Annotated in this window: 21 protein-coding genes and 1 pseudogene; 7 read left to right on the top strand and 15 right to left on the bottom strand. The window is 32.5% G+C overall.

Features of this window, described 5'->3' with window-relative positions:
• Nucleotides 1-189: 189 nt before the first annotated feature.
• From AB3211_RS07090 to AB3211_RS07075, 4 genes are all read right to left on the bottom strand, one after another.
• The gene (locus AB3211_RS07090; protein ID WP_367364117.1) at nt 190-756 is read right to left on the bottom strand and encodes a helix-turn-helix domain-containing protein; all 567 of its coding nucleotides are present in this window, start codon (nt 754-756) and stop codon (nt 190-192) included.
• Nucleotides 757-1,493: 737 nt separating this feature from the next.
• Nucleotides 1,494-2,204 (bottom strand): ATP-binding protein, encoded by a 711-nt coding sequence (locus AB3211_RS07085; RefSeq protein WP_367363726.1) that lies wholly within the window; start codon nt 2,202-2,204, stop codon nt 1,494-1,496.
• Nucleotides 2,205-3,407, bottom strand: coding sequence for an IS21 family transposase (gene istA / locus AB3211_RS07080; RefSeq protein ID WP_367363756.1), 1,203 nt, complete (start codon nt 3,405-3,407; stop codon nt 2,205-2,207).
• The gene (locus AB3211_RS07075; protein WP_367364116.1) at nt 3,379-3,669 is read right to left on the bottom strand and encodes a LuxR C-terminal-related transcriptional regulator; all 291 of its coding nucleotides are present in this window, start codon (nt 3,667-3,669) and stop codon (nt 3,379-3,381) included. The genes istA and AB3211_RS07075 overlap by 29 nt, the downstream gene beginning before the upstream one ends.
• 630 nt (nt 3,670-4,299) lie before the next feature.
• On the opposite strand from AB3211_RS07075, the gene AB3211_RS07070 reads away from it, so the two are divergent.
• Complete coding sequence (locus AB3211_RS07070; RefSeq protein ID WP_367364115.1) at nt 4,300-4,782, top strand: hypothetical protein; 483 nt, start codon at nt 4,300-4,302, stop codon at nt 4,780-4,782.
• A 15-nt stretch (nt 4,783-4,797) separates the two neighbouring features.
• On the opposite strand, the gene AB3211_RS07065 is transcribed toward AB3211_RS07070, so the two are convergent.
• From AB3211_RS07065 to AB3211_RS07055, 3 genes are all read right to left on the bottom strand, one after another.
• On the bottom strand, nt 4,798-5,118 hold the full coding sequence (locus AB3211_RS07065; RefSeq protein WP_367364114.1) for a type II toxin-antitoxin system RelE family toxin: 321 nt from the start codon (nt 5,116-5,118) through the stop codon (nt 4,798-4,800).
• Nucleotides 5,108-5,359 (bottom strand): type II toxin-antitoxin system Phd/YefM family antitoxin, encoded by a 252-nt coding sequence (locus AB3211_RS07060; protein WP_367364113.1) that lies wholly within the window; start codon nt 5,357-5,359, stop codon nt 5,108-5,110. Before AB3211_RS07060 ends, AB3211_RS07065 begins: the two co-directional genes overlap by 11 nt.
• Nucleotides 5,360-6,127: 768 nt before the next feature.
• The gene (locus AB3211_RS07055; protein WP_367364112.1) at nt 6,128-7,054 is read right to left on the bottom strand and encodes an Rpn family recombination-promoting nuclease/putative transposase; all 927 of its coding nucleotides are present in this window, start codon (nt 7,052-7,054) and stop codon (nt 6,128-6,130) included.
• 251 nt (nt 7,055-7,305) lie between these two features.
• Between AB3211_RS07055 and AB3211_RS07050 the strand changes: the two genes are divergently transcribed.
• Both AB3211_RS07050 and AB3211_RS07045 read left to right on the top strand, forming a co-directional pair.
• Nucleotides 7,306-7,785 (top strand): hypothetical protein, encoded by a 480-nt coding sequence (locus AB3211_RS07050; RefSeq protein ID WP_367364111.1) that lies wholly within the window; start codon nt 7,306-7,308, stop codon nt 7,783-7,785.
• Between the two features lie 375 nt (nt 7,786-8,160).
• Nucleotides 8,161-8,517: a hypothetical protein gene (locus AB3211_RS07045; protein ID WP_367364110.1), complete on the top strand. Its 357-nt coding sequence runs from the start codon at nt 8,161-8,163 to the stop codon at nt 8,515-8,517.
• Nucleotides 8,518-8,612: 95 nt separating this feature from the next.
• Here the strand turns inward: AB3211_RS07045 and AB3211_RS07040 are convergent, their stop codons facing one another.
• Nucleotides 8,613-9,161 (bottom strand): helix-turn-helix domain-containing protein, encoded by a 549-nt coding sequence (locus AB3211_RS07040; protein WP_367364109.1) that lies wholly within the window; start codon nt 9,159-9,161, stop codon nt 8,613-8,615.
• 487 nt (nt 9,162-9,648) lie between these two features.
• Here AB3211_RS07040 and AB3211_RS07035 point away from each other — a divergent pair, with 487 nt between their 5' ends.
• Entirely contained in the window at nt 9,649-9,978 is a 330-nt protein-coding gene (locus AB3211_RS07035; protein WP_367364108.1) for a hypothetical protein, read from the top strand.
• A 148-nt stretch (nt 9,979-10,126) separates the two neighbouring features.
• Here the strand turns inward: AB3211_RS07035 and AB3211_RS07030 are convergent, their stop codons facing one another.
• Nucleotides 10,127-10,294, bottom strand: coding sequence for a hypothetical protein (locus AB3211_RS07030; RefSeq protein ID WP_367364107.1), 168 nt, complete (start codon nt 10,292-10,294; stop codon nt 10,127-10,129).
• An 81-nt stretch (nt 10,295-10,375) separates the two neighbouring features.
• Here AB3211_RS07030 and AB3211_RS07025 point away from each other — a divergent pair, with 81 nt between their 5' ends.
• Entirely contained in the window at nt 10,376-10,894 is a 519-nt protein-coding gene (locus tag AB3211_RS07025; RefSeq protein ID WP_367364106.1) for a hypothetical protein, read from the top strand.
• Between the two features lie 335 nt (nt 10,895-11,229).
• Here AB3211_RS07025 and AB3211_RS07020 read toward each other — a convergent pair whose 3' ends face one another.
• Entirely contained in the window at nt 11,230-11,610 is a 381-nt protein-coding gene (locus AB3211_RS07020; RefSeq protein ID WP_367364105.1) for a hypothetical protein, read from the bottom strand.
• 32 nt (nt 11,611-11,642) lie between these two features.
• Entirely contained in the window at nt 11,643-11,966 is a 324-nt protein-coding gene (locus AB3211_RS07015; RefSeq protein ID WP_367364104.1) for a hypothetical protein, read from the bottom strand.
• 752 nt (nt 11,967-12,718) lie between these two features.
• Between AB3211_RS07015 and AB3211_RS07010 the strand changes: the two are divergent.
• A pseudogene (locus AB3211_RS07010) lies at nt 12,719-13,135 on the top strand (HD domain-containing protein); the annotation flags it as partial.
• A gap of 109 nt (nt 13,136-13,244) precedes the next feature.
• Here the strand turns inward: AB3211_RS07010 and AB3211_RS07005 are convergent.
• Nucleotides 13,245-14,546, bottom strand: a complete 1,302-nt coding sequence (locus AB3211_RS07005) for an MFS transporter (RefSeq protein WP_367364103.1) — start codon at nt 14,544-14,546, stop codon at nt 13,245-13,247.
• Between the two features lie 59 nt (nt 14,547-14,605).
• Here AB3211_RS07005 and AB3211_RS07000 point away from each other — a divergent pair, with 59 nt between their 5' ends.
• Complete coding sequence (locus tag AB3211_RS07000; RefSeq protein WP_367363661.1) at nt 14,606-15,829, top strand: IS256 family transposase; 1,224 nt, start codon at nt 14,606-14,608, stop codon at nt 15,827-15,829.
• Here AB3211_RS07000 and AB3211_RS06995 read toward each other — a convergent pair.
• The 3 genes from AB3211_RS06995 to AB3211_RS06985 form a co-directional block, all read right to left on the bottom strand.
• On the bottom strand, nt 15,826-16,779 hold the full coding sequence (locus tag AB3211_RS06995; RefSeq protein WP_367364102.1) for a hypothetical protein: 954 nt from the start codon (nt 16,777-16,779) through the stop codon (nt 15,826-15,828). The two genes, AB3211_RS07000 and AB3211_RS06995, sit on opposite strands and share 4 nt — an antisense overlap.
• A 75-nt stretch (nt 16,780-16,854) precedes the next feature.
• Nucleotides 16,855-18,297 carry a hypothetical protein gene (locus AB3211_RS06990; RefSeq protein WP_367364101.1) on the bottom strand — a complete coding sequence of 481 codons (1,443 nt, stop codon included), beginning with the start codon at nt 18,295-18,297 and terminating at the stop codon, nt 16,855-16,857.
• Nucleotides 18,263-18,799 carry a hypothetical protein gene (locus AB3211_RS06985; protein WP_367364100.1) on the bottom strand — a complete coding sequence of 179 codons (537 nt, stop codon included), beginning with the start codon at nt 18,797-18,799 and terminating at the stop codon, nt 18,263-18,265. Before AB3211_RS06985 ends, AB3211_RS06990 begins: the two co-directional genes overlap by 35 nt.
• Nucleotides 18,800-18,832: the final 33 nt, after the last annotated feature.

Below are 18,832 nucleotides of genomic sequence, written 5' to 3'. Positions count from 1 at the left end.
AGGAATGACATCGCTTCTAGCTAAACTAAGATTAACTATAACTAAAACCTTTTCGGGTTAGCTATAGTATAGCACATAAATTATAAAGCACTAAGTAATATAATGTGAAAAAAATCGTAAAATGTGAATTACCAAGTGTCTTTTGGCAGTTTGGTAGTTCACTATAGGAAAGTAATTGCTATAAATTATTCAGATCAGAATCACTATTGGAGTTTTGTTGAGAAGCCTCATGGAGTTTTGTTGAGAAGCCTCATCATTATCAGCAGTAGTGGGCTTAATTCTACCAACCATTTCATCTATTGATATTTGAAAATGATCTGCTAGGGCTACTATAATTTGATTATTTAAAGTTTTTTGTTCTCTATTACTATTAACAAAACTATGTAAAGAGTTATTACTAAATCCTATATCTATACTTAGTTTATACAAATTGATATTTTGGTTACTGACTTTATTTTTTAGAAAATGCTTTATATTAGCTGTCACCTCATCTAAAGTTATTTCATGAAATTCAAAGTCTTTTGAACTATGTAAAGTAATATATTTATTTCTCCCAATAACTTCATCAATTGGACATCTAAAATAATTAGCAATTTTAAGTATACTATTTATAGAAGGATTTAATTTAAGTCCTTTTGTTATATCAATTACAGTAGAGTAAGGAATACCACTTTTTCTAGAAAATTCCTTTCTTTTTAAGTTCAATTCATCGAATTTTTTCTTTAAAAATTCTTGTATTTTATGAACAAGAGCCATTATATTAACATAAAAAGTGCTACTTAAATAAAAACACGTCACCATGACGCAATTTTTTTCTTGACACCTCAAAATAATTGTAATAAACTCCCAAAAATAGGATGAGAGCAAAAAAATAGGTCAGTAACTACTGACTATTTTTTTAGAACCAAAATACACATTTTGGTTTAGCTATCCGATTAGTATTTAGCCATATAAATTGGCGTCATTGCGAGAAGCTACTTTAGTAGCGACGAAGCAATCTAGAAAAATTAAATTTGGATTGCTTCGTCGTGCTTATGCACTCCTTGCAATGACGGAGTAATGCTAATCGGATTAGCTATGAGTCTCAAACTAAAAAAGCCAGTGTAACGCTCAAGTGTTTAGCTTATTAATAAAGTTAAAACTTGAATGTTACATTTGGGATATACACTAGTAAGTACTCTAAAGTTTGAGTGCTCAAAGTACTTACTAGAAAAATTAATCCAATAGCACTGCTATTAAATTACAACCATTATTGAGGTGTAACTATGATCATACACAAATTTTCTCCACTAGTCAAACTCTATTATTTTTGCAGTCTTATAACGTAAGTATTACCACGATATTGACGTCATTGCGAGAAGCTTTAGATTGCTTCGTCGCTATTGCCCCCCCTAACCACATAAAAAAATTAGTTAATTTTGGTTAAAATTCAGATAGAATTTTCTAAAATCATTGTAATTTTTAATTAATACCGTAGTCTATTATTTTAATCTTTAATCTACATCTTTCCCTCCTCTAAAACTTTTATTACCAGTTTCTATGATTTGACAATGATGTGTCAATCTATCGATAATTACTTTTGTTGCCTTAGCATTACCAAACATATCATTCCATTCTTCAAATCTCAAATGGGTAGTAATGATCACTGAAGTTTGCTCATACAATTTAGCAAATAACTCAAATAACAGGAATCTAGCTTCGCCTTTTATTGGTACATAGCCTAATTCATCTACTACAATCAGATGGAATCTCTTAACTGAATCGATGAATTTGCTTTCATAATTATGGATTCTAGCATTAAGCAATTGGCTAGCTAATTCATTTAAAGTATAAAATCTTACCCTGTAACTTTTTTCAATGGCGGTGAACGCCAAACCAATTGCTAGATGAGTTTTTGCAGACCCAGAACCACCTATGAACATGATATTCTGATGATTATCAATCACTTTTTGTATATCAATATTTTCAACCAATTTAGCTTGGCATGTATCTGATAGTAACTTTATGGTTGGGAACTTAGCTAGTTGCAACCTATAACCTAGCGAGCGTGACTTCTTATATTCACACTCTGCTTCAAGAAGTTTCTTTAACACATCATACACACTAGTAGTAGGAACATCATTTGTTAAATTACTTGACTCAGCTAACTGCATCTTCATACCGACTAAACCTAATTTATCTAATAACAATATTAAGTCTTTCATTTAATTTACCTCCGTTGTTAAATGCAACTTGCTATAAATACTACAATCAGCATCAGGAGGATTTTTTAGCTGAATAAACTCAGTCTCTTGGATATCTAGTTTCATTGCTGGTTGCAACAAATATTGCTCAACTAATTTAGAGCTACAGCCGCCAGCAGCAATTGTTAGGTTACAAGCATTTGTTACCTTTTCTAATCCATACTTATTAACAAGTAGCAGGATATCTATAAATTGTTTATCACCATCCTTGTAAGTCTCTAACTTATTTCGTAGTTTGCCAAATATCTCAGGTAACAAACTCATTAACTCTTTGAACGGTCCACCATTACGTAAAGCACCGGGTTTACGTTCTAGAGCTGCTATATAGTGCCATGGATTATAATTCTTCTGATAGCGTTTAAAACTACGAACATGCTCTGCAATAATCTTGCTTTTATGTAAAATCACTATTTGCCAAGCATAGGATTTAATCTGTACGCTAAGTCCCACATATTCACACGGAACACTATACATATTGCTGTCGTATTGTATTAAACTCAAAGGTGATACGGTCGTTGGATGTAATCTATAACCGGTAAACTGCCCTCTATATCCTATTAAATATGCCTTCTCTTCCTCATATATTTCTAGAATCGTTCTTTCTGTAAATTCAGGATGTCTTTTAGTTTTAGCCCACTCTATAGACATCTCTCTTAGCTGAATGTTAATAGCTTCATAACTATCTCCTTTCAATATTGGAGTAAAAAAGTTACGTCTAGTGTCTCCTACTTGTTTCTCAACCTGTCCTTTCTCCCATCCTGATGCTGGACTACAGGCAAGTGGCTCAAATAAATGGTGAGAGACCATTTGGATAAACTTCTCGTTAAAGATACGATCCTTGCCAATCAATATTTTTTTGACAGCCGTCTTCATATTGTCATAAATACCATTCTTACAACAACCAGCAAAAAACTTGAAAGCTTGATCATGGGCATCCATAACCATTTCCAGCTGCTCATTAGGATAAACCACTACCAAAGAATAACGACTATAGCATAGCTTTATTCTCGCTGCTTTAACTCTAGTAACCTCCCCATTTAAACATATTTCTTCCTCTCCCCAATCAAACTGAAACGCCTGACCAGCTTCAAAATTTAATGGAATAAAAACTTGCCCGCCCCTTGCCTCGTATTCTCTACGGAAGTTTCGTACAATTAGATTCACAGATTCGTAACTTCCTGTATAACCCGATATCTGAAGCTGTTGGTATAGCTGCCGTCATTCTACGTCGAACCGACTCCTTGCTATTCTCTGCTAATAGCTGATTTAGTACTTCAAGATGATTGCCAAGAACAGGCTTACCTTTGCTATATTTTGCTAACTCAAATTTAGTTTGATTGCTGCGAATGACTTTTTTTACTGTATTCTTTGATATATTCAGTTCTCTAGCAATTGCTTTAATTGCTTTGCCATCAACGTAATACATTCTACGTATTCTTCCAATTGTTTCCACTATAAACAACCTTTTAAAAACTCCTTAAAAAAATATTAAAAATATTAATTTTTTGGAGATATTGTTACTTATTTAGGGGGGCAATTTTCATTACAATTTTTCCCTTAAAGGGGTCAATAGCTGATTACAATTTACATACTAAGAGCTGTAAGATAAATTCCAGCCTTCAGTAGCAGGATATTTGTTTAAATATCGTTGCCACTCGACAGTTTCACCTGCAGTAAATGATGTTGGTTCAGAAATCACCGTAAGATATGATTTAGTAATTGAAAAATTTTATTGTTGACTTTTGCTAACTATAGTTTAAAACTAAAAGTGAAATAACTGCAAGGTTATTTTGGAGTGTAACAACCTCCATTCAGCAGCGGTATACATCAGCCTGTAAAAATGATGCCCCTCGATTTGCCATGGTCGGGGTGATGATAGCTATGTTCAGGGCTTGGGGTGTAAATCTCAAGCCTAAAAGCTATTGTGCTGTCTGCTGACGGTGTTGTTACCCCCCGATCGCCAAGATTATGTATAACCTATAAAACCTTGTCTTTTATCATTTTATCTTGGCGATCAAAACTCTTAATTATTAAAATATTAGAGAAGGGGTCGCATATGAACAACCAACAAGCCATTATCTTATTATATTCATCACATGCCCGTTTTGAACTCATAAGGCAATCTTTGATCAATTTTTGTAAGGAAAATAATTTTACAATAATAAAAATTATCGACACACCAAATAAATACGATGACCGTATACTTCGCGAATTAATTTATACAGTAAGCAAACAAAATAATTATAATAGTCCTATCAATCTAATCATCGATGATAGTATATTTGGTAATATTTGTTATTTCGTAACTTGGGTGGTAATTACTACTTTATTAGAAGCTAAGCTGATTAATAGGCTTTATATTCAAGAAAATATATTGCATACTGCCAATACTGAAAAAGATAAATTTGATAATTTTTTAGCAAGTAACATAATAACAGAGCATTATTTATTAAAATACTGTTTCTCATATTTTAACGTTATAATGCATGCTGCTAAAGCAACAGATGATGAAGAATTACATAAAGTCGGCAATGCATAATATATCGAGATTTTTTTAAGTGTTTTTAAGATTCCCGTACTTACTTGTTTTTTCCAGCCTAGAAGTTAATTTTTTATATACTTCATTACGGTTTCTTTTCCCTATGCTTAAAACAAGTACTGTTATTCGTATGTCATCAACTTCATAAACTAACCTATATCCTGCATATTTTAGCTTTATTTTATATAAATTAGTCCCTCCACTTAGGGCATCTTTTAGTATATGAGGATTAATTAACCTGCTTGATAATTTCTTTTTGAATTGTTGTTTAATAACTTCACCTAATTTATCCCATTCTTTCTTTGCAGCAGGAACAAATTCAAGTTTATAAATCATTTAGATTAACTGCTATAGCTTCTTTCTTTTCTTTTAGTCTTTCTTCAGCAAGTTTAAGTAAATCTCTATCATCTAATATTTCAACTATTTGTTCGTATAGCTCAGCTGGAACTAAATAAGCCGTTGGTTTATTATGATTCAATAAAGCAATTGGCTCACCGCTAGATTTAGCCAGCAATGCTGTAGGACTTTTTTTAAATTCTGATATACTGTCGGTAAGATTAGTATAAATATGGTGCATTGTTATACCGTGATTAATATTTAATTAACCTCAGTTTGATGTAATAAATTAATAGTAGGCTCAAGTAATCATCCCCATCAGAGGTGATATCACCCCTGCTTCAGTGCGGGGTCTAAAAATGCTCAACAGTACCTCGATCTACTTTCTTAGATCCCGCACCGAAGCAGGGATGACACCCTAGGCTATTAAACCGATGTATTACATCAAACTGAGGTTAATTATGTACCTATTATAGTACTTAATTTAGGTTTTAACAATATTTTAATTTACCAATTTTTGACAAAACCAGTTGTTCTTATGATTGGCTTGATAAACTTTAAACTCAGCTTTTCCTCAGCTTCTTTAACTTCTACTTTTGTTGTTTGCTCAAGCATTTTATTTGCTAAAAGTTCTAAATTTGGGTTTAGTATGTACAAGGCTGCTAATACTAATTAGCTTTCAATATAGAATGAATATGGTATAATTTAAGTTATAGAATAAAAATAAAAAAGCTAAAGTCAGGTTATCAATATGTTTATCCATCAGAAACAGTTTGTCGGATGGACTTTTTAGGGGGCAATATTTCAGGAATTTTAGCTTGAATACCACATATAAACCACATATGGATTTTTTAGTGAAATTAGAAAAATTCTGAATCCCTAATAGAAGAATGGTGGACCCTAGTGGATGATTTACGAACCCAAATCGATGTAAGAATTGCTATAAATCAGCATCTATATTATGCCAGCACGCAACCATAAAACTTCCAATAACCATATGGCTAATATACTATTTTAGTAGTTTGTTGATTTCTTCAATACTTAAACCAGTAATATTAGCTATATGCTCAGATGTCATATTTTCTTTAAGTAATTTTCTAGCTATAGTTATTCTTTCTTCTTTTAATTTAGTTTCACTGATTTTTCTTTCTTCCTCCCTACCTCTAGCTTCAGCAGCTTTTTCAGCTTGTGCAATTTTAAACTGTTCTACTGCTAGATTGTCTAGCTGGGTTTTGGTTATTTTATCATAGGTATTTAACTCTGCTTCCGTCCAAGAGGCTTGGTCTATCGCTTGAAAAGCTCTTTTAATGATAATATCATGGCCAATTAAATGTTCCATTTCAGCTAAAGTGCTATGATGAGCATGCTTGAAAAAGTACATCCATTTTTCTTCAATATTCTCTAACTGATCAATGGTTTTATGGAATTTTTTTAGTTCAGCAAAGATAAAATAAAAATCTTTGAGATCATGCTCATGCGTCTTGCTGTCCAACATTCGATGGGTTGATTTCCAATCTTTTTTGTCAGGAAACATGATGAAATCAGCAATAGCCAAAAATATCACTCCTTTCAGTTTAGCATATACTGCTAACTTCTTATGATTCTCATCTTCTTTGAGTATTTGCTGTGAATAGGCTTTAGCTGCGTAATATTGAGCCCTTTTTTCAAAACCAGCATGTTCACTAACTTGCATCTCGACAATTACTTGCGTGCCATTTTGGTCTTTACACAAAACATCTACTATAGATTGCCGATATGCTGCAATAGCAGGGTCTTGTATAGTTTTAAGAAAACTAACCTCAATGATTTGATCTTTTCCTTGATATCCCAAAATATCATTAAGGAAGTGAATTAATATATCTTTATTTTTCTCTGTACCAAAGATTTGCTTAAAGCAAAAATCATTTTTTGGATCGAGAAAACGGGAAATAGCCATACTAGATAATCAAAATTATATCATATTTTATTTAGCATAGTATAGCACAGAAATTATAAAGCACTAAGTAATATAATGCAAAAAATTAATAGCATAGTATCCATGAAAATTCAATGCACGCTACGCTATAAATGCATTGAGTTTCCATGGATACTATGCTGAAAAGGTCTCCTCAAGGATGAATGCCAAAGGCATTCATCTGATTTATTTCTATTTTTTTATTAAATTTTAACATTTTTTTGAGGTGATTTATGACTAAATATTTTAATAGTGGGCTTTATGAACTGACATTTTATGCCAAACATGAAATAGACTATCACACTGATACTATTATCGAGGATATAGAATATAATATGGAATTACTAATGGAATATTATGCCCCTGATCTTGAAGAGTATAAGGATGAGAATGATAAGTGGGACGCAGTGGAGGAGATATTTTGGGATAATTTGAGCTACTGGTCTACATATTTTAAGCCTTTAATTTTTGATGAGAAAGTAGCTTTAGAATGTGGGCTAACACCTTTTACTTATAAGGGAATAGATATGTTAGCTTTATCGGGGTGCGGTATGAATTTGTCGCCTAAATTAGATGCTTATCAAGTCTTAGTACATAATACGATTGATAGATGTAGTACATTCTTTTCTAAAGATAATCAAGGTGACAAATATTTTGAATATGTGGTAGGAAAAGATGTAACCAACAGAGTACGACAAGCACTTGGTATTTAATATTTATGTTTTTCGGTATTTTGCTCTAGAAGTATTTCAGCCCTAGAGCAAGATATTCTGAAACCGGAGTTAATGCAGGGTAAATAACTTTCATTTTGCATTAACTTCCTTCCTCTTTTAGTTCTTAATTGGTATTAAAGTTCAATAAATAGACTTGCAAATTAACAACATAGTTAATGAAGTTATAAATAGAATAGTAACTTATTTTCTGATTTCTTGTAAATATTTATAATCTAGACAATTTTAACAATAACTATTATAATTAAGCACATTGAATTAGGTGAAAAGATAATTGATATAATCAGTTGACTATAGGAATTATTTTTAGGCTCTTTGTCACCTAGACTATATTATAAATAATAACAATTATAAAAAATGAGAAGAAATAGTATGAGTGAAATAGATGATAAAGAATTAGGATTGTTGCTAGAAGCAATTGATAATTATGATTTATATGCACCAAGTTATCGTAAAGTATTAAAGACGCTTGTTAAGTTGGCTATAGATGATGTTGTAATAGTTAGTATTACAAAGCTTTATAAAATGTCAAATGTCTCTAGACCTATGGTCTATCAAGCTTTAGAGATATTCCAAGACACTAAAATTATTGAACTAATTAAAAAGCCAAAATGTAAGATTACCAAATTTATACTGAAGCCACTTGAATTTCATGAGATAATCAAACATTATAGAAAACAGCGAGAAATAAAGACAAAATATTTACATGAATAAAGAAATATCCTTGACATAAATACAAATTTAATAGGACAGTCTTAATGTGTGCGAAGAGAGATAACTACGCTGATATAATCAGTTTGTTGGAGTCGTTATAAATTATTCAGATCAGAATCACTATTGGAGCTTTGCTCAGAAGATTTGTCAGTATCTTTAGTAGGGGCAATTCTACCAACCATTTCATCTAGTGATACTTGAAAATAATCTGCTAGGGCTACAGTAACTGTACTACTAAGTGTCTTCTTAGGATTACTTTCTTTTAAGAATTTGGGAATGACTTCTTGGCTAAAACCAATAGTTATACCTAATTGAGATGGATTAATATTTTTCTCTTTAAGTTTTTTATTAAGAAAGTGTCTTAAATTAGTATTTATGTCTTCTGAACTAATTATTTGAAAGTTATAATCTTTTTGATTTATAGAAACATATTCATTTCTACCAATTACTTCGTTCATAGAACATTTAAAATAATTAGCAATTTTCAATATAGTTTCCAATTCCGGATTAGATCGTACAGAATTAATAATATTACATACGGTTTTATATAAAATATTACTATTTTGTGCGAAAGTTTTACGTTTTAAATTATTATCTTTTAATTTATGTGTTAAAAATATTTGTATTTGATGAACAAGAGCCATACTTTAAATAATTTAATATTTCTAATAAAAAATGAACAAACATTGTTCATTTCTCTTGACACCCCAAAATAATTATAATAAACTAGCAAAATAGGATGAGATCATTAAAAAAAAGATCTGTGATTATTGATTAATTTTTTAAAGCAAAGAATATACTTTGCTAAATCTCAAACTAAAAAAACCCAGTGTAATACTTAAGTATTAAGCTTATTAATAAAGCCAAAACTTAAATGTTACATTGGGGAATAATATACTGGTAAGTACTCAAAGTTTTGCAGGCTCAAAAGTACTTACCAGTGAAATTAATCAAATAGCATCAAATGCTATTTAAATAACAACCTTTTTATTGAGGTATCACTATGATCATATACAAATTTCTTAGCCAAATCAACCCCCTTTATTTTTACAGTTCTATAGCAGCAATCAATCAGCCAAGCGAAAGGCTATAGCAAACAAGCACAATCCTAGGCAACAAAGGAAGTAACATATGAATTACCAAATATTGGCCTTGGCTATTTTAGCATTCAGCATAATCATCGGACAGATACTCTTACTCCTAATATCGATAAAATGGCTTAATAATATCAGATTAGCCTATAGCGAGATCGAGGTTATTTGCAAGGATTTCTCTAATATCTACATTAAAGCACAAAATGAAATAGCAAGTCTGTATCAAAAAACCACAGAGCTAGCTAACAGTACAGCTAAGAAAGAACATCACATATTGCATGCTACCTTTCAGTTAGAAGATATAAATCTGCATCTTAAAATGCTACTTGATGAATTTAGAGTATTTGCTAGGTCTAATACTAATTAATAATAAAGTGATTATCGATGCTTTAGCTGGTAAATTTTAGTAAAATTACTTGTATTTATTTTTTAAATCGGTGATATTTAAGGTAACAGTGTGATTTGATAGCAGCAAAAGCATAGAAAGGAGATATCCTCTTTTTCATAACACAAAGCTAGATGTCTATGGTGTCAGGTTTATCACTACAAACCATTGCTTGGCAGATTAATTGGTCAAGAGTAAAGGGTTCTTCAGATTGGATAATTTCTACTATCGTTAGTCCGTGCTTTTGGCTGGCAATGATAATTATCCTTTCTGAGCTTAAGGCTGTCAGGGGTGTCATAAGGTGGATTCAGTAAAACTATTGCTTTGTTGAAATCAAGGTTGTTGTATAATAAGCTTATTAATCTTTATTTTGAGTATTATGATGACAAAAAGACAGCGATTAACAAAAAAGGAAGTAAACGCCATTCCTCTCAATCATAGACAAGAACATTTAGTTTCTTATTTTTCTAGTGATAGTGATCCGGAATATGATATCGTGAGGGATTTTGCTCTCGAGACTATTTCTAAGACACCAAATTTTCCTCTTATGATAAGATATTTTAAACAAGCAAATAATCAGCTAAAAAAACTGTTAGTTTTAGGGTTAAAATATCACCCTACAAATTTGTTGTTTTTAACGAATCTTGCTGAGTTTCATATATACTCACCTATGCAGCAAGAGTTAATAGATGCATATATTAATGCTTGTAAAATAGAAGATGATCCCAAACATTTTAAAAGTATAGTAGCAAACTTCATACAAGAAGGGGTTGAATCTAAATTTAACGCCTTAGCTATTTTGAAAGAACTTTTTATGACTACTGATAGCTATAAGGCTGAATTTATAAAGCTAAAATTAAGACAGAGGGATGGCAATGTTTACTCCCTCTTTTGTTAATCGCTGTCTTCTTATATCATCAGAATACTTAAAATAAAAATTAACAAGCTTATTATACCTGTGTTTATTTATTTTTTTTCAAATCAACTATTTATCACAGGCTTAAAATCCTTGCAACCCCTATTATATATCAACTATTCTCTCTTACCTTATCCCGAATTTGCGTAAGAAACAAAAATAATCCTACTCCCATAAATCAAACATAGAGGAAGAGTATTTTTATACGTCACGGCTACTGTGAACCTTAGTACTTCTTTGATGTTGATTCTATCGTATACCAATTCTTTAAAGCAAAAGAGTATGCATTTCAAAAAAGTTATAGCTCCGCTATAAGTTCAATTCAAGGATGAATGCCATTGGCATTCATCGGGTTTATTTTCATAAAGTTTGATATATGTCCTAACTGCTCTTTCAAAGATTTCTGATTTAACATTTTGAGGGAAAGTCAAATAGAAGTCATATAATTCTTGTGGAACTCGTAAAGAATAAGTGAGTTTATTTTTCGTACTCTCTTTTATATCATGAGCAGTTAATGTCATGCCATTTTTGTGGGCTACAAGTGCATTACGTAATAGATCAGAAACACTAGTATACTGATAATTACCGGCTGCTTTGTTTGAAATAATAATATTTTTTAACTGATTAAGTAAAGAACCACTTAAATAAGTACTAAGTGTACAATTAAGTGGTTTCTTGTTCTGCATATCATTAGCCATGTTAATGCTCTTACATGTTTTGTTAAAAATGCTTAATTCTTTAAAAAAGAGTGAAGCTTAGTTTTTGTTGAAAAAACGTAAGGTAAATTGGTTTCGAGATCGTATTGGCTATAATCAAAAGTCATAGTGTGAATAAGACAATGGTCAACCTCGTTCCCTCTAGATTTTTCTAGATATACTATTTTTTGCATCATTTGCTTTTCTACTACTTCTTCTCTTTGAATTTCTTCCCAAGCTTCGATGTAATCCGGATCTTGAGAGCAAATTTCAAGCCAAGCTGCTGTAGCTTCTTGATGTGACATTTCAGCAAAAAATTTTTCATCTTCTTCTGAATATTTTTCAATATTGTTGTTCATAGTATTACTCCTAAATTATCTTACTTACTAATAATACATTACAATACAATACATTTATTGGATATTTTATAAAAAAATTATTATATTTACTGATTGATGCAAAATAACAACAGTATAATTATATATGATAAATTATAGCTATTAGTAGAATTAGATATTAGAGGATATGTAGATTAATGACATACTAGTTAAGTGAATCTTTAATAATTTGCAGATCGTACTTAACCTCAGCAAGGGCATCTTTTAAAGCTGGTAGATTTGTAACGTATCCATACCATTCTTCCCGCAATCTGTTCCATTTGAGTGAATGGGAACGAATAGCATCCCGAATCTCTTTAGAAGGTTTTTCAGTAAGAATTCTTTCATAATCGTTAATTACAAACTTAATATAGTTTACATTCGAACAACTACTATATATTGTAAATTAAAATATTATTCTAGTTTTTTCTAGCAAGAGTTCTATAATATAAATTTTACTGGTACTTTCTTGTCTAGTCACGTTTACACAACGATTTGTAGGGTATGTGAATATAAAGGGAGTAGCTGTCTATTTATACAACAAAATGCAAAAATATTCATCTTTTTCAAAAAAATATAATAAATTCCTAGTAATATTCTAATTTTTAGTTTAACTTGTATAGTGATTTAAAATATTATAGTTTTTTTATGGAAGAAGAAGAGATTAATTATTGGGACAACTCACAGTATGAATCTTGTCAATATGCACTAGATTACTGGACAAATTACGTAAGATGAATGAGGAAGTAAACCGACCAATAGATATTGATGAGGTTAGAAAGGCTATTTATTACGCCAAGAAATATCATGGTAGCCAAATGAGGCAGTCAGGTGAGCCTTATTACTCTCATCCAATAGAGGTGGCATATATGATCTCTGATTATCTTTACCGCACTGACATTATTGTTACCAGCATACTACATGATACCCTCGAAGATACAAAACTTACCGAAAAAATGATTGCTTATATTTTTGGGGATCAGGTTGCTAGTCAAGTAGAATCTTTAAGTAGGAACAAGCCACACGGTAAGATTAGCTCGGCAGAAACATTAGCTTTATTAGTTCAACAAAAAAAATATGATGTGGCTTTGATTAAATTATTTGACAGAAAGCATAACTTGCAAACAATAGGGGCTAAATCTCCGGAGAAAAGAGAGAAGGTATTGCTAGAAACGTTAAAGAGCTTTATTACTCTTAGTATGTATCTAGGTATGCCAGAAATAAAAGATGAATTTATGGAGATTTATTTACAATCGATATCTACTGTACAGGATTTAGAGGTGTCAGCTGTTCAACAAATTTCTTTTCAGAATAATTATCGTTATCCATTTCTAACTGCTCAAAATGCAGTATCCCGAATCTGTAGCCTATACTTAAAGGAATAGTAATAATTAATATTCCCCAATTGCCAAAATGCTCTACAAGATAAACAAAACTAAAAGATGTAACCACATATACTAAAGCACGTGATAGAGCATATAAAAAACTTGAGTAAGAAAATCGTTTGAAAACAGGAAAATATTTGAAAAAAATCGGCACAGCTGGTGCATCTCCTAAACCAAACACAACTATGATCGATTGTATTAAAAGTAATTCAAACGGGCTGTGAATATTATTTAGCCAATAAGGACATACTACTATAAATAATGAAAATACTACTAAAAACAAACGAAGAATTTTTAGAGGGTGTACTTTGCTACTTAGGTAAGTTCTCAATATTAATCCACCGGCTAATTGTACTATTGCAACAATAAGATTGTGTCTTATAATTTCTTCAGTATGATAATTAAAAAGTTTTTTTAGAATGTCACCGCAATATATATACGCAAGAAAAAAAGATACGGGCCAAGAGCATTGTATTAAAAGATAAGCTAAGGACGTTTTCCAATTAACTTTTTCTTTCCAAACAGGATCATGTTCAAGGATATTAATATCCACTTTAGCTTTATTGAAACTACTTTGGACTTGGCGTTTTGCATCGACAAAATCAGGCGTTTCCCTCAATCTAATTCTAGCAATACCACCAGTTATTGCGATTACAGTACCGATGAAGAAAGCTATACGCCAACTAAAACCTTGGGAAGTAACAATGGATGCTACACCTAAAGCAGCGACACTGCCAAAACCAGCAAAACAGGAGATTATTGCTACAACAGGATATTGTATAGCCGGATTTTTTATTAGCTCTGTGAGGTAAAGCTCTGCTCCTACTATTTCTCCTAATGATGACACACCTTGAACAATACGACATATTGTAATCAGCCAAGTAGCTGTTATACCTATTTGAGCATAGGTTGGAAGAGTCGCCATAATAGCACAAGATATAGCCATCAAAAAAGTTGTAATAACAACTGATGATTTGCGACCGTAATTATCCCCTACCCAACCAAATAACAAAGCTCCAAACGGTCTGAAAACGAATGTAGAGCAGAAAGCGGCAGCGGAATAAATAGTTGCCGTATGAGCATCAGTTTTTGGAAAAAATAACTCGTTCAACAATACAGCCATATGTACATATAACATCAGATCAAAATACTCAAGGAATGTTCCGGCTCTGTCCAAAAAACTGTGTAAATTTCGAAATAGGTTATATATAAAAGTATAACAAAAAAGGAAATTACATGAATAAAAAAACTAATGAATCAATAAAGCAAGCAGTAGATTTATTAATAGATAATGATACAGATGTAAGTACAATACTGAAAGAAGGAGGTTTATTAAAAGAATTGACCAAACGTTTAATAGAGAAGGCACTGCAGTCAGAAATGAATAATCATCTAGGCTATGATAAATACAGTTGTGCAGATAATGATAATGCTCGTAATGGTATAACTAGCAAAAAACTGATCTCCGAACATGGAGCTGTAGAAATAGAAGTACCAAGGGATAGGCATAATACCTTTGAACCCGCAATACTACCAAAACGCCAGAAACGTTTTGATGGTTTTGACGATAAAGTACTATCATTATATGCTAAAGGCATGAGTATATCTGATATTAAGATTCAGTTACAGGAGTTATACAGTGTTGAAATAAGTGAAGGCTTAATCAGCCAAATTACTGATGATGTAATGGATGAGGTTAAAGCTTGGCAGAGTCGACCATTAGAAGAGATATATCCGATAGTATTTTTTGATTGTTTAGTAGTAAAAGTCAGGCAAGATAAAAGGATAATCAATAAGGCAGTATATGTTGCATTAGGAATTGATTTATCTGGTAAAAAAGATATATTGGGATTATGGATCAGTGAAAATGAAGGGGCAAAATTTTGGCTCGGTAATTTTACCGAAATGAAAAATAGAGGGCTAAAAGATATACTGATTGCCTGTAGCGATAATCTTACTGGTATGTCTGAGGCAATAGAAGCAGTTTATCCAAAAACAGAACATCAATTGTGTATTGTACATCAGATTAGAAATAGTTTAAAATATGTGTCGTATAAAGATAGGAAGCAACTGTCTAGCGATTTAAAGCCGATATATACTGCAGTAACGGAAGAACAAGCCCATTTAGCTTTAGTATCTTTTGAAGAAAAATGGAATAAACAATATCCACAAATTGCCAAATCATGGTATAATAATTGGGACAATCTAATGATTTTTCTAGGGTATCCTGAGTCAATTAGAAAGGTAATTTATACAACTAATTCAGTTGAATCTGTCAATAGTCAATTGCGTAAAGTAACAAATAATAAGCGGGTTTTTCCTAATGATAATGCTGTTTTTAAAAGTTTATATTTGACAATTGACTATATGACCAAAAAATGGACTATGCCCATTCCAAACTGGAATGAAGCTATGGCTCATTTGATGGTTAAATTTGAGGATAGGCTTAACAAAATTTAATGACCTATTTTTTCGAATTTACACAGTTTTTTGGACAGAGCCGATTTTTGATACTTACCAGCTCGCCACTCTAAATCCCTGCCATAGCTATCCAACTGGCTTTGAGCAGCTTCCCCATAACTTCTTAACTGGTTTTGCAACCCTTCAGCATGCGATCGCTGCCTTGTATAGTCAGCAGTGATTTGCTCTTGTCTATTCTGTTCTTGTTTGTATTGTTCAATCATGCTGAGCAATTGTTGTCTAGCATTATCAAAGTTACTAGTATCCTGCGACAATCGATTTTGCTGTGATTGATAGTTAGTAAGCTGATGTTCAAGATTAGCTTTTTCCCTTGTTAGCTGTTGATGCTCTTTGGTGATGCTATCCATCGAATGGCGTATTTTACTTTCTGTTTCACTACGTTGCTTTTTTAACAATTCAACGTCTTGCTGATATTGAGTAATATGGCTACCGGCTTCCTCTTCGGTTAAACCTTTCAAGCTTTCTCTTCGCTGGGCTACTTGATCATACAGGTTTTGAAACTGACCCGGTAATTGCTCTACCTCACTTATTTTGAAATCAAGGGCGGGAGCTTTTTGTTTCAAGCTTTCAAAAGCTTGTTTTAGTTGATTGGCTGATGCAGACAAACTAGCTCTTTGTGATTCTATGTTTCTTAAGCCACTATCATATTGTCGAGTATGATAATCTAGTTGGTGTTGCATATCATAGCTTCTCATGCTAGCTTGATACTGTTGCTCTTCTAGAGAGTGTAAGCCCTGCTGAGATTGTTGCAATTGCTGCGACAAATTATTGATAGTATTTTGTGCTTCACTCGCATAACTACTATAACGATCTCGTGACTCATTATAGAGACGCTTCTGTCTTGATGTATCAGCTCCAGTAATGTACCTGTTCCTAGATGCACCAACCGCTAAAGCACCAAGTCCTAGTAAACCTAATATTGGCCACATATATTACTTTGCCTTAATTATTTATTAATTACCATTTCAATTATTTCATCATCAATTCTTGCTTCTTCTGCTCCATCATCTTTCCAACGCATTGTAATCATTCATTACTTTACGATACTGTAATATATTATATTGGGATTGCTGTTGCTCATTACCAGTTTTTACATCCATCGCTAAATAACAAAAGCTCTCGGTTATATCAGTTGCTCTAGATGAATTAGAATGCACTCCTCTTTTGGTAGCATCAAACTCGAAAAGTCCGTTAATGCCACGTTGACATTTTTGGGCGTCGATGCGGCATTTACCCAGTAGTATTCTTGCCTTGGTTATCATTTCTTCCCGTAAATATTTCCGACCAATAGCAAAAGGCGAGAAGCCTACTTTCTCTGCTACCTCATTAGCTTGTTGTAATCTTGTATCCAAAGTTGGCATTTGTCTTCGACTCATATCATGGGGCAATACATTGCGTCCATATTGATAAGGTCTAGTTCTTAAATGCGTCAAGTAAAACTCTAAATCCTTACCCCTGTTCATATAAAAGTCAATAATATCGATAGAATCTTTTTTTTCTTGAACAAACCAAATAACCGTATAATCAACAATCCCTATATCCCAGTAAGTATGAACCTGATAGGCTGGGTCATATGGTACATAGCCAATACGCCCCTGACTTTCAGCTAGTCGTAACTGTTCAACAAAAGTACCACCTTGATCAGCTCTCTTATAGCGATAAGCAGCAAAGTCACAATAAAACTCTCTTTGAATCTCTTCGTTACTCATGTCGACTGAAGTCAACTTGTTTTTATCAACTAATGGCTGCCCCTCATGATCAGTAGTATCTTCGATAGTTTTTATTTGACAAAATACTTCCGGGCTATCTTGATATTTTCGGTATAATTCTTCACCATGTGTTAATTTCGGATTATCGGAAGGAGTATACAAATAAAGCAACCAACCATTATTACGAATTACCATCGGCTCTATAACGCAACTCATAGCTCGTGGATCATGATAAGAATACTCCGAGATAACTGCTCCCTTAATACCACTACCCCTGATAGTCGCATAACGATCGCTACCAACAAACTGAATCACTGAACCATTTTTAAATAATATCCGTTGCTTATATTGCTGACTACGAGCAATAATCCCTTTAGGAATAAATGACATATAAGGACGCCCCGATAATGTCATACCATCCCATATGCTCATTTTAGCTTGATTATAGGTAGGATAGACATACCAATAAATGCCAACTTCTCGAATAGCACTAGCAGTGATCCAGTTAATACCCATAATATCCTTACCAGCTCTTCTATGCCAAATGGCTATAGCTTTCTTACCACCCGAGTATAAATATCTCCACAAAGGCAACTGAAATGGATAGGGTGACCAATCCACCGGGAATTTAAGACTTTTAGAGGCAGAGCTAGTAACCTCTTTGCTGCCTTTAGTTTCACTAGTAGTTTTCATCACTTTGGTCTTACTGTCCTTTGGCAAGTGCATATTCTGCTTCATACGATTCTATTTCAAAATTAGCTACATCTATCATTTTTGACATTTCTCGGGCTTTGGTTACTTGTTCAGCTTCATCACTATTTTTCCTATGGTAACTAGCATCATGCTTCCTCGTTTGATATTTTTGCGAATTGGCTTTAAGATATTCCAACAATGACTTAGAACAATATTTTTTCTTAGTAGCTATTGCCTGATTATCCTTGTCATAGGTCACTTCCTCATAACCGTTAATTGCCCTGTCATATAACACCCCTTCTGCTCTATCTACTGCAATGGCTAAAGCTAAATTGACGCATTTTTTTAGGTATTTATCATTGTGAATGATCCGATGTAACATAAGAGGCGAGATACAATCAACCTTGCTAATAGCAGTAACAATGTTGCCACACTCACAAAGATGCAACAGAAAACTAGAGATATTATTGATTGAACCAAACTTGTTGATAGTGCTAGATGATATCTTTGCTAAATATTTTTCAAATAAGCTATAATTTGTAGTCATTTCTGTTCTTTGAAATTTCTTTGCTATTAGCCT

The sequence above is a fragment of the Candidatus Tisiphia endosymbiont of Nedyus quadrimaculatus genome, from assembly GCF_964059235.1.
GTDB lineage: Bacteria > Pseudomonadota > Alphaproteobacteria > Rickettsiales > Rickettsiaceae > Tisiphia.
Note: the sequence above shows the minus strand (reverse complement) of the source record. Positions and strands in the feature narration are given on the sequence as shown.